The organism is Gilliamella sp. Imp1-1, assembly GCF_001690415.1.
Taxonomy (GTDB): domain Bacteria; phylum Pseudomonadota; class Gammaproteobacteria; order Enterobacterales; family Orbaceae; genus Gilliamella; species Gilliamella bombi.
Window position 1 is genome coordinate 19,333 of record NZ_LZHK01000066.1, and the last position, 12,233, is coordinate 31,565.

At 34.9% G+C, this 12,233-nt stretch carries 11 protein-coding genes; 4 read left to right on the top strand and 7 right to left on the bottom strand.

Annotation, left to right across the window (positions count from 1 at the left end; translation table 11 throughout):
- Nucleotides 1-82: 82 nt before the first annotated feature.
- On the bottom strand, nucleotides 83-1,804 hold the full coding sequence (gene proS / locus A9G38_RS06465; RefSeq protein ID WP_034913935.1) for a proline--tRNA ligase: 1,722 nt from the start codon (nucleotides 1,802-1,804) through the stop codon (nucleotides 83-85).
- A 384-nt stretch (nucleotides 1,805-2,188) separates the two neighbouring features.
- Between proS and A9G38_RS06470 the strand changes: the two genes are divergently transcribed.
- Nucleotides 2,189-3,487 carry a serine/threonine transporter gene (locus tag A9G38_RS06470; RefSeq protein WP_080702363.1) on the top strand — a complete coding sequence of 433 codons (1,299 nt, stop codon included), beginning with the start codon at nucleotides 2,189-2,191 and terminating at the stop codon, nucleotides 3,485-3,487.
- A gap of 290 nt (nucleotides 3,488-3,777) precedes the next feature.
- Nucleotides 3,778-5,145 (top strand): L-serine ammonia-lyase, encoded by a 1,368-nt coding sequence (locus A9G38_RS06475; RefSeq protein ID WP_034913931.1) that lies wholly within the window; start codon nucleotides 3,778-3,780, stop codon nucleotides 5,143-5,145.
- A gap of 61 nt (nucleotides 5,146-5,206) precedes the next feature.
- Here A9G38_RS06475 and A9G38_RS06480 read toward each other — a convergent pair whose 3' ends face one another.
- From A9G38_RS06480 to xerD, 5 genes are all read right to left on the bottom strand, one after another.
- On the bottom strand, nucleotides 5,207-5,566 hold the full coding sequence (locus A9G38_RS06480) for a helix-turn-helix domain-containing protein (protein ID WP_051634273.1): 360 nt from the start codon (nucleotides 5,564-5,566) through the stop codon (nucleotides 5,207-5,209).
- A gap of 78 nt (nucleotides 5,567-5,644) precedes the next feature.
- The gene (gene mpl, locus A9G38_RS06485) at nucleotides 5,645-7,024 is read right to left on the bottom strand and encodes a UDP-N-acetylmuramate:L-alanyl-gamma-D-glutamyl-meso-diaminopimelate ligase (protein ID WP_034913928.1); all 1,380 of its coding nucleotides are present in this window, start codon (nucleotides 7,022-7,024) and stop codon (nucleotides 5,645-5,647) included.
- Nucleotides 7,025-7,143: 119 nt separating this feature from the next.
- Nucleotides 7,144-8,880 (bottom strand): single-stranded-DNA-specific exonuclease RecJ, encoded by a 1,737-nt coding sequence (recJ, locus tag A9G38_RS06490; RefSeq protein ID WP_034913924.1) that lies wholly within the window; start codon nucleotides 8,878-8,880, stop codon nucleotides 7,144-7,146.
- An 82-nt stretch (nucleotides 8,881-8,962) separates the two neighbouring features.
- Nucleotides 8,963-9,661, bottom strand: a complete 699-nt coding sequence (gene dsbC / locus A9G38_RS06495) for a bifunctional protein-disulfide isomerase/oxidoreductase DsbC (protein ID WP_034913921.1) — start codon at nucleotides 9,659-9,661, stop codon at nucleotides 8,963-8,965.
- A 25-nt stretch (nucleotides 9,662-9,686) separates the two neighbouring features.
- Nucleotides 9,687-10,601, bottom strand: coding sequence for a site-specific tyrosine recombinase XerD (xerD, locus tag A9G38_RS06500; protein WP_034913916.1), 915 nt, complete (start codon nucleotides 10,599-10,601; stop codon nucleotides 9,687-9,689).
- A 473-nt stretch (nucleotides 10,602-11,074) separates the two neighbouring features.
- On the opposite strand from xerD, the gene A9G38_RS06505 reads away from it, so the two are divergent.
- Nucleotides 11,075-11,377, top strand: coding sequence for an IS3 family transposase (locus A9G38_RS06505; protein ID WP_065623186.1), 303 nt, complete (start codon nucleotides 11,075-11,077; stop codon nucleotides 11,375-11,377).
- A complete protein-coding gene (locus A9G38_RS06510; protein WP_255307529.1) occupies nucleotides 11,377-12,000 on the top strand; it encodes an IS3 family transposase in 624 nt (207 codons plus the stop codon). Before A9G38_RS06505 ends, A9G38_RS06510 begins: the two co-directional genes overlap by 1 nt.
- Here the strand turns inward: A9G38_RS06510 and A9G38_RS06515 are convergent.
- Nucleotides 11,984-12,233, bottom strand: a 250-nt coding sequence (locus A9G38_RS06515) for an integrase core domain-containing protein (protein WP_141671706.1), incomplete at its 5' end; no start/stop codon positions are given. The two genes, A9G38_RS06510 and A9G38_RS06515, sit on opposite strands and share 17 nt — an antisense overlap.

The following is a 12,233-nucleotide window of genomic DNA, read 5'->3' on the forward strand; positions in this document are numbered from 1 at the left end:
ATAATGCCTATTCTTGAATTGGTAAAATAACAACAACTGGATTAATTTGTTGTTGTTATTTTGATTTTTATGAGTGGCTTTATTATGCTTTTTGACGGCGGTTTTGGATAAATTCAATGATGTTGTTAACTTTCACCATTACTTTATCACCACCTGAACGGTGTTTGTATTCCACTTCTCCATTATCGAGGTTGCGTTCACCAATTACGATAGTATGAGGGATCCCGATTAGTTCCGCATCAGCAAACATCACGCCAGGGCGCTCTTTTCGATCGTCAAATAAAACTTCAATGCCAGCAGCTTGTAAATTAGCATAAAGCTTTTCGGCTGTTGCTTGAACTTTTTCGGATTTGTGCATGTTCATTGGAATAATGACAACGCTAAATGGAGCAATCGCTTCTGGCCATACAATACCACGATCGTCATGACATTGTTCAATTGCAGCAGCTACAATTCGGCTTACTCCAATGCCGTAACAACCCATAATCATAACGTGGTTTTGTCCATCTTCACCTTGGACTGTTGCTTTCATTGCTTGTGAATATTTTGTGCCAAGTTGGAAGATATGTCCCACTTCAATACCTCGTTTAATTTGTAATGTGCCTTTGCCATCAGGGCTAAGATCTCCTTCAACCACATTACGGATGTCTTCAATGCGAGGTAAAGCAGTGTCACGTTCCCAATTGATATTAAAATAGTGTTTATGATCGATATTGGCACCAGCGCTAAAATCGCTCATCACAGCCACGTCACGGTCAATAATAACTGGCATATTTAAGTTAATTGGACCTAATGAGCCTGGTCCGGCATTCACAATCGTACGGATTTCTTCTTCGGTTGCAAATTCTAGTGGTGAGGCAACGATATCGATTTTTTCGGCTTTGATTTCGTTTAATGTATGATCACCTCGAACCAGTAAAGCTACTAATTGATGGCCACTCTCTTTCGTGGCTTTAACCATCAAGGTTTTTACAGTTTTTTCAATCGGCAAATTGAATTGCTCGACTAATTCGTCAATAGTTTTAGCATTAGGAGTATCGACTAACTCCATTGCTTTTGTAGGTTCAGTGCGTTTTTGTGTTGGTGCTAATGCTTGAGCCATTTCTATGTTAGCCGCATAATCAGATTCGGTTGAAAAAACAATATCATCTTCGCCACTGTCGGCTAATACTTGGAACTCATGTGACCAGTTGCCACCAATTGATCCTGTATCAGCACGCACCGCTCTAAAGTTTAAACCTGCACGTGTGAAAATTGCGCTATAGGCTTTATACATCTCATCATAAGTTTCTTGTAATGATTCTTGTGTAGTATGGAAAGAGTATGCATCTTTCATAATAAATTCACGTGAACGCATCACACCAAAGCGAGGGCGTACTTCATCTCGAAATTTGGTTTGAATCTGATACACGTTAAGTGGTAATTGTTTATATGAGCTAACTTCATTACGTAGTAAGTCTGTAATGACTTCCTCATGAGTTGGGCCTAGAACAAAATCACGGTCGCCACGATCTTTAATACGTAATAATTCAGGGCCATATTGTTCCCAACGTCCGCTTTCTTGCCAAATATCAGCAGGCTGTACAACTGGCATTAATACTTCTATTGCACCGGCTTTATTCATCTCTTCACGGACAATATTTTCTACTTTTTTAAGTACGCGGTAACCAGTGGGAAGCCAGGTATATAATCCAGCAGCCACTTTGCGGATCATGCCTGCACGTAACATTAATTGATGGCTAATGACTTCAGCATCAGCAGGTGTTTCTTTTAACGTAGAAAGAAGATATTTACTGGTTCGCATAAATTTATCCTAAAAAATTTATTTATAAATATATATGATAAAAATGTGAGCTAGTTTAGCAGTACCAAGCGTAACACTAAAGTAATTTTATTGTTATTTTTAATATGGAATTCTTGTAATACCTTCAACTCAGCATTAATAAAGTATGTTTTTAAATTATAGTCGCTAAATACAGATTATTTGGCTATAGAATGGCAGTATGTTTTACTTTTTTGTATCAATATTAATACTTTATTAATTTTTATTTTGCTAGGTATCAAATTGGATATTTTCATCATGTTGATTATATTTAATTTTTTGTTGTTTGTGTGATAAAGATCACTTTGTAAAAGTTATTAAATTGATATCATATGCGCAGAATTTTAGATTGAGGAGTAGTTCAAAATGAGTACGTTAATGACTAACGAAAATGTAATAGATTCATGTAAGGAATCAAAATTACCTAAATGGCGAAAAAGTGATACGTTATGGATGCTTAGCCTTTATGGTACAGCAATTGGTGCTGGAGTACTTTTTCTACCAATTAATGCTGGTGTCGGTGGGTTAATTCCGTTGCTGGTTATGTTGGTTCTTGCCTTTCCTATGACATTTTTTGCTCATCAAGCTTTGTGTCGATTTGTATTATCAGGTAAAAGTCGAGATGGCGATATTACCGTTGTTGTTGAAGAGGCTTTTGGCCGCACAGCAGGAAACTGGATAACTGTACTTTATTTTTTTGCAATTTACCCAATATTATTAGTATATAGCGTTGGTATTACAAATACAGTAGATAGCTTTATGGTTCATCAATTAGGAATGGAGTCATTACCACGAGCTTTACTTTCATTTATTTTAGTTGCATTTTTAATGTCAATTGTTCACTTTGGCGAAGAACTTATTGTTAAAGTTATGTCAATATTAGTTTTTCCATTTATTGCAGTTTTAATGATTTTAGCGTTATTTTTAATTCCTGAGTGGAATGGTGAAATTTTTACCAATTTGTCTTTTGGTAGTAGTGACGGAGGACAAAGTATTTTAATGACACTTTGGTTAGTTATTCCTGTTATGGTTTTTGCTTTTAATCATTCACCAATTATTTCATCTTTAGCGGTAGCTAAACGAAAAGAATATGGTGACGTTTATGCTGAACCTAAATGTACTAGAATTATTGCAGCAAGCAATATCATGATGGTTGTAACAGTGATGTTTTTTGTTTTTAGTTGTGCGCTTTGCTTGTCGCCTGCTGAACTTTTAGATGCAAAAGCTCAAAATATCTCAACGTTGTCATATTTGGCTAATCGATTTAATTCACCTGTTATTGAGTATATTGGTCCTCCAATTGCATTTATTGCAATGGCTAAATCGTTTTTAGGTCACTATCTAGGTGGTAAAGAAGGGTTTAATGGTGTTGTTAATAAATTTTTGCGTAGCCGTAATAAAACAATTTCAGAAAACAAACTTGATAAATTAGCTATTGCCTTTATGTTTGTAACTGCTTGGGGGGTTGCAACATTAAATCCAAGTATTTTAGGCCTTATTGAATCACTTGGTGGCCCAATTTTAGCTGTGTTGTTGTTTTTAATGCCAATGTATGCAATTCATAAATTACCTGTACTAGCAAAATATAAAGGAAGCTTAAGTAATGTGTTTATTGTTGTTATGGGATTAGTTGCAATTTCAGCCGCTATCTATAATTTATTATAAAAATTTAATTCATGGGTAATTACCACTTACTTGTTTATTTAATATATAAAACCTACTGGCATTCGTTGGTAGGTAAATACAGCTACTAGTAAAATAATCTACCGATATAGCAAGAATTAACTATTAATGGGTATTAAAACTTATTTTCATAATCTCAAAAGTGATACCTAGGTATCAGTATGGGGTAAGTGGCAAGATGATTATTGGCTATTTTATTAGCAAAAGTTAATTCGTAAAGATATCACTAGGATAGCAGTATTAATTTAAGTTTTGCATCAAAAGGGAAAAATATGAGTTCGGTATTTGAAATATTTAAAATTGGCATTGGACCTTCAAGCTCACATACAGTAGGACCAATGAGGGCAGGGAAGGCATTCATAGATCAGCTAATCAGTAATAACATGATGGCGTCAGTAACAAAAATTGTGGCTGATGTTTATGGCTCTTTGTCGTTAACAGGCAAAGGTCATCAAACAGATATTGCTATTATTATGGGATTAGCTGGCGAAAAACCTGATTCTGTTGATATTGATAGTATTCCAAGTGTTATCGAAAAACTTAGCCAAACTCAGCGGTTATCTATTTACAATGATCGTTATGAAATCGATTTTCCGTTGGAAAGTTGTATGGTGTTTCATTCTAAATTTTTACCATTACATGAAAATGGTATGACTTTGAGTGCATATAGCGGCGATAAATTAGTTTTTCAGAAAACTTATTATTCTGTTGGCGGTGGTCAGATTGTTGAAGAAGAGCAGTTTGGTCAACAAGAGCAGGATTCAGTAAAATTTCCTTATCCATTTGCTTCAGCTGAGCAATTATTAAAGCATTGTGAAGATAACTCATTATCAGTTTCTAGTATTATGATGAAAAATGAGTTGCAAATACACTCTTATGAAGAAATTGAATCCTATTTTTCTCGCGTAGGGCAAACTATTTTGGAATGTATCAAACGAGGCATGAATACAGAAGGGCTATTACCAGGACCACTTAAAGTTCCTCGCCGTGCGTTTTCGTTATACCGTCAATTGTCTACCACTAAAGATAAAATTATTAGTGATCCAATGGTGATTATTGATTGGGTAAATATGTTTGCGCTTGCAGTTAGTGAGGAAAATGCAGCAGGAGGACGGGTAGTTACTGCGCCAACAAATGGTGCATGTGGCATTATACCTGCTGTGCTTGCTTATTATGATAAATTTATTAATCCAGTTACACCTGATATTTATATTCGTTTCTTTCTAACTTGTGGCGCAATAGGACAACTTTATCAAATAAATGCCTCTATTTCTGGTGCAGAAGTGGGATGTCAAGGGGAAGTTGGCGTTGCTTGTTCTATGGCTGCGGCAGGACTTGCTGAGCTTTTAGGCGGTAATCCTCAACAAGTATGCATGGCGGCAGAAATAGCAATGGAGCATAACTTAGGATTGACTTGTGATCCAGTTGCAGGCCAAGTTCAGGTTCCTTGTATTGAGCGCAATGCCATTGCCGCAGTAAAATCGATAAATGCGACAAGAATGGCTTTAAGACGAATTACTGCAGCAAAAGTATCTTTAGATAAAGTTATTAAAACGATGTATGAAACAGGAAAGGATATGAATGCAAAATATCGAGAAACGTCGCGTGGAGGGCTAGCAATTACGGTTCATTGTAATTAGGTTGTTGCTATTTTTCTGTCGAATTCGCCGATTGCAAAATCGGCGAAACATTAGATTGTATTTAATATTTCCAGTGCATGGTGTTAACTTTAGAGCGCAAGAAATCATTTTCTGTTAGTACATCTACCCGTTCAGTTTTTACTTTTCGTTGTTTTCTTTTTCGTTTTGGTTGTTTTGCTGAGGCAATATGGATAACTTCGTTATAGGCAAGTAAATTATTAAGTTGATCAAGTTCTCCTAATCCACGAAGGACAGAAATTAATGTTTGTAATGTAATTGATTCGCCTTGTTCAATACGTTTTATTGTTGCAATGCCTATTTCGGATTTTTGCGCAAGTTCTAGTTGGGATAAATTTTTCTCAATTCTGGCTAATTTTATTCTGCGACATAGCATAGCAATCATGTCGGTAGTTTCATTCATGAAATGTCCTTTTTGTTTGATATGCCACATGATGTGGCATATATCATATTGCTATTTATATTATTTTTAGACTAGCGGTTATTGTTCTTGGTTTTTTATTTGTTTCTTCTTTAAGTTTTCTAAAATCTTTTTATGGATACCATTAAAGCCGCCATTACTCATAATTAAAATTGCATCGGTTGGTTTAGCTGATTTTGTGATCATTTCAACCAACAAATCGATATCACCACTCCAGTAAGCGGGTTGAATACAAGCATCAACCACATCAGCCACTAGCCAAGGTAGTTGTTCTGGTTGGAATATAAAAATTTCATCAGCTCGACCAAGTGATGGGGCTAGTTCATCTTTAGATACTCCTAATTTCATCGTATTTGAGCGTGGTTCAAGTACGGCTAGAATGCGACGATTAGCTCCTATTTTACTGCGTAATGCTTCTAATGTGGCTAAAATTGCAGTTGGGTGGTGGGCAAAGTCATCATAGATTTCAATATTATTAACTTCACCATAAAGTTCTAACCGTCTTTTAGCATTGACAAAAGAACTTAGTGCTAAACAAGCATCAACAGGATCAATACCTACATTATGGGCGGCAGCAATTGCCATTAGTGCGTTATGCATATTATGTTCGCCAACTAATGAATATTTTACTTCACCCACTTTTTTATTGTTAAAGTAAACCGCAAAATGACTCGCATCATTATTCATACGTTGTGCTAGCCAGCCGTTTTCTGATTCTGTGAATATTTTTTTACTCCAGCAACCTTTAGCTAATACTTGTTTTAAATTTACATCCTCTTGTGGTGTGATAATTAATCCGTTACTCGGCACTAAACGAACCAAATGGTGAAATTGTTTTTGAATAGAACTGAGATCATCAAAAATATCTGCATGATCAAATTCTAGATTATTCATGATAAGTGTTTTGGGGCAGTAGTGCATGAATTTTGAACGTTTATCAAAAAACGAGCAATCATATTCATCTGCTTCTATAACAAAATAATTGCTTTCACCTAATCTTGCTGATACATCAAAATTACCCGGTACACCACCAATAACGAATCCTTGCTTATAATCTTGCTTTTCTAAAATCCAATTGACCATGCCCGCAGTTGTAGTTTTACCATGAGTTCCAGCAATAGCTATGACCCAACGATCTCGCAATACATTGTCGTGTAACCATTGAGGAGCTGAAATATAAGGAATGTTATTATCTAAAAGATATTCTACACAAGGGTTACCTCTTGATAGCGCATTGCCAATAATGACCAAATCAGGTTTTGATATCAGTTGTGATGGATCATATCCTTCAACAATATCAATGTGTTCTTTTTGTAAAAGTGTGCTCATTGGTGGGTAAACATTTTTATCTGAACCTGTTACTTTATGACCTAGAGAGCGAGCTATCAAAGCAATCCCTGCCATAAATGTGCCACAAATTCCAAGAATATGAATATGCATTTTGAATCCTTAACATTGTATAAACTTTATATCGATAGTATTGGGTAACCATTGCTTATTTGATTGGTAAACAGATGTAAATTCAGAGCAACCTTGTAATTATAATCGATTCTGATTGTTTATGCGAGAGGCCATAGATGTTTAACCATTAATAGTGGAGCTTGGTTACCACGAAATTCATCTACATCTAAATGGTAAACTATTTTCACATTTTTTATCGATTGATCAGGCCATAGTTGTCTATTTACATTAAAAAAGACCCCTTCAATAAGTGGACCACCGTTTTGGGGTTCTAGTACTAGTTTTAGGTGTTTGTCTGAAAATAATCGCTGTTGATGAATAATGAATTCACCGTCAAAAATGGGAGTGTAGAATCCTTCTCCCCATGGTCCTGATTCTTTTAATTGCTTAGCGATTTCGTAAGTAAGATCTTGGCTATCTATTTCACCATCAGTTTCAATAATTGGTTCTAGCAAATCAGGTTCTAAGCGTTCATTTAAAAGTATTTCAAAGTTATTTTTAAAACGTTCTAAATCTTTTTTTCGAATAGTTAACCCAACAGCCATTGCGTGACCTCCAAAACTGATTATTAGATCAGGATTTTTCTGATTTAATTCATCAAGAAGATCGCGTAAATGAACGCCTTTAATTGAACGTCCTGAGCCCTTTAGAAAACCATCTTCTGTTGAAGCGAAAGATATGACTGGTCGATGATATTTATCTTTTAAACGTGAAGATAAGATCCCAATAATGCCTTGATGCCATTCTGGATGATGAAACACGAGTAAATTAGGAATTGTGATATTTTGTTTTTCAATTTCTTGAATAAATGATAAGGCCTCTTTATGCATCATTTGCTCAATTAACTTTCGATCACTATTGAGATTATCCAAATCCATAGCTTTGTTGATTGCTGAATCATAATTATCACAAAGTAGTAATTCAACTCCTAATGACATATTATCCATTCTACCTGCTGCATTTAATCGTGGCGCTATATAAAAAGCTAAATCAGTAGACGTAAGATTAATAGGATCTTTTTTAGATATTTGTAATAAGGCCTTGATGCCCTCACAACAATATCCAGCTCGTATTCTGTTTATACCCTGATGAACTAAAATACGGTTGTTATGATCAAGTCTAACCACGTCAGCAATAGTGCCTAAAGCAACTAGATCTAATAAATTTGCTACATTATATTCATCTAAATTATTGTCGGAGAACCAATTTTCTTGCCGTAATTTCGCACGTAAAGCTAGCATAAAGTAAAAAGCTACACCCACCCCAGCTAAATGCTTAGATGGAAATATACAATTAGGTAAATTAGGATTGACTATGGCGTCGGCATTAGGTAGTAGCTCAGGGCATAAATGGTGATCAGTAATAATGACTGACAATCCTGATTCCTTAGCAAAATCCACAGCTTCAATAGCAGATATTCCGTTGTCAACGGTAATAATAAGTTGTGCATTTTGTAAAATGGCTTTTTTAACAACCGAAACACTTAATCCATATCCATCATTAAAGCGATCAGGAATGATATAATCAACAAATTGGTACCCCATATTTTTTAAGGCTCTGATGGTTAAAGCAGTACTGGTGGCACCATCAGTATCAAAATCACCAACAATCATGATTTGCTGATTATTTTTCATTACTGAATAAAGAATTTCGACTGCCTTTTCAATACCATCTAGTTTATTGTAATTACATAGATTGCGTGTGGTGTAATCGAGATCTTGCATGCTAGTAACACCACGCAATGCATAAATCCGTTGTAATAATAACGGAATATCATCAGAAAATTCTGGAAGTACTTCAGGTAATTTGCGATGTTTTAATTTACTTTTTTTCATAATTTATATGTTAGCGCATTTGCGCTAACATGTGTTTTCATTTTATATTTACATTTTAGCAACAATAACTGCTAATTTTTATTTAGTTTTTGTGATCAAGAAATTCAATTAGTTTATCTGCAGGCACGTAACCTGAAACAAGTTGGCCGTTAGGTAAGACAATTGCAGGTGTGCCGCCAATCCCTAACTTTTTACCGACGTTAAATTGTTGTGTTACATAAGGTATCATACTGCTTGCTGGCGAAATTGTATTTCCTTTATATGCATTGTCAAATGCAGCTTTGCGATCAGCCATGCTCCAAATAGATTGCATGTTTTTGCCAACATCACTGTCAGCACCTGCACGAGGGAATGCGAAATAGTGAACTGAAATACCTGCTTCTAAATACTTATCAATATTTTCATGTAGTAGTTTACAGTAATGGCAAGTATAATCAGTAAATACTGAAATAATGTATTTTTCATTTTTAGCTTTATAAATAATGGCATCTTTTTCAATTGATTTTATTAGGCTAAGATTGATGCTGTTAGCAATGTTTTCTGGTTTATCACCTTGTAAATCAAAAATAGAACCTTGAATTAAGTATTTACCATCTTTAGTAACATATACAATACCTTCTGGCGTGCTAACGCTTTTAAAATCTTTAATTGGACTATCAAAAATTTTTGATTCTTTGCTATCGTAACCGAATTTATCTAAAGATTTTGCAATTTCATTATTACTTGCTAATACTGAACTTGAAATTAACGCTAAGCCTAAACATATAACTAATTTTTTCATTCAATTATCCTTATTTTTGTCAATCCTATGCTCGAGGATGATGTTTACTATGTAACTGTTTTAACCTTTCCGTTGCAACATGTGTATAAATTTGTGTAGTTGATAAACTGCTATGCCCAAGCAACATTTGAACGACGCGCAAATCCGCTCCGTGATTAAGAAGATGTGTTGCAAAAGCATGTCGAAGCACATGAGGAGAAAGTGCATCAATATTTATACCAGTTAGTATGGCATAATATTTAATTCGATGCCAGAAAGTCTGTCGTGTCATTTTTTTTCCTAATCGGCTTGGAAAAAGCACATCAATAGGTCCATTTTTTAAAAGATCATTTCTGGCATATTTAAAATAATATTCAAGCCAATAAATTGCTTCTTCTCCAAGTGGGACTAAGCGTTCTTTATTACCTTTACCAATTACTCTTACTACACCTTGACGTAAGCTAACATCGCTAATTTCTAAATTTACTAATTCAGATACGCGTAAACCAGTGGCATAAAGTACTTCCAACATCGCTTTATCCCTAAGTTCAATGGGATCTTCTATGCTTGGCGACTCTAGTAGCGCATCGACTTGCGATTCAGTTAAGTCTTTAGGTAATTTTTTAGGAAGTTTGGGGGATGATAATACTGCAGAGGGATCATCAGTGCGATAATTTTCTTGATATAAATACTGAAAAAAACGTTTAGTTGCACTAAGCAAACGTGCTGAACTACTTGCTTTATACCCATCTTCTACTCGTTGCATTAAAAAGTTTTGTAAATTAAACGTTTGAGTTGTTAGGAATGTGACATTTTGTTGTTGTAAAGATTGACTTAGTGCCAACAAATCAAGTCTATAAGAAGCAATGGTATTTTCAACTAAGTTCCTTTCTAGCCACAATGAATCTAGAAAACGGTCTATTAACATTTTATTTTGGGCAGGTGTATCTTGGCTAGACATCAAAATTATCTCTACATTACGTTTATTCTTTATATTATATACTAGCTGTCAATAAGTTGCAGTTTAAGTAAAAATTGCTATTTTTAGTTGTACAAATTTCTACACATTAACAAAAGTCAGGTTATTTAAATCGCTTATTCAATAAAAAGTTTAAGTAGCTGTCAATTACTGGCTTAACTAACAGAAATTATTCATATTAAACAACATTCATTTAACATTTTTTTTAAAAAAAGATTAAATTTCACACTAAAATTGTGTATGCTTTTTAGCTAAGCTGTCTGTTGCTTCAACTCAGTAATGCTGAGTATAAGATATAAAAAATAATTAAATAGACAGACTGATTTTAAAATTGGATATAAGGAGGAGGAAAAACATGTCAAACGAACTTAATCGTCTGGATCGGCTACACTAATTAGTACCAGTTTTATAAGGTCATTGTTATGATAAACTAAAAATAAGAGAAGGTAACAACAATGGCAATCGATTCATCACGAAGAGCAAAACGTAGCTTTACTAACGAGTTCAAAAAACAAATGGTCATGCTATATCAAAATGGTAAAAAACGTGCGGATATCGTCGCAGAGTATGACCTCACCAAATCAGCATTAGATAATTGGATAATGCAGTACCAAACTACCGGCTCATTCATCGCAAAAGATAATCGTCGAACTGAAGATAACGAACTTATCGCGCTACGCAAAGAGAATAAACGTTTGTTAATGGAGAATGATATCCTAAAGCAAGCGGCGTTGATAATGGGAAGAAAATCGAGTTAATTTTACATAATAAGCATCGATACAGCTTACGTGCATTATGTCGATGTTTAAATGTAACCCGAAATCGTTTCTATTATCAACGGCAATTAACGCAGCAATCACAAGATATATCACTGAGTGAAATAGTGGGTAAAATTTTTAATACTAATTATCGTGCTTATGGTACAAGGCGTCTGCAAGCAGAGCTGAGAAAGCAAGGCATAACCGTATCTCGACGCCGAATAGGTCGAATCATGGCGAAAAATGGCTGGGTTTCGAAATACACCTGTAAAAAATATTGTATTCATACAGAAAAAAGCAATGAATCGCTGGTGGGGAATGAACTGAATCGAGAATTTAATATAGGTCAACCACGAAAGATATTGGTGACCGATTTAACCTATGTAAGGGTTAAACAACGTTGGCACTACTTTTGTGTAATTGTTGATATCAGTAATCGAGAAATAGTGGGGCGAAGTGCTGGCAGGCATAAAACAGCGGCACTGGTCATGCAAGCTATGAGTCAAATTCCAATGAACTTACAGACGATTGAGTTGTTTCATTCTGATAGAGGAAAAGAGTTTGATAATTATTTGATTGATGAATGTTTGGAATGGCAATACATTTTCAAACAAAAAAATTAAGGGGTAAGTGTTTTTTAAATTCAATGGGAGGCAAGTAGCCTAACGAAGAATGTAATCGTTTATGATTATACCAATAGGCATAAGCCGAAAAAGCGCGTTGTAACTCAGCCGTTGAGTTGAAACGTTGGCCTTTTACAAATTCCGTTTTAATTGTTTTAAATGTCGCTTCCGCTACCGCATTGTCATAAGGACATCCTTTCTTGCTTAATGAATGCGTGATATTAAATGTCTTA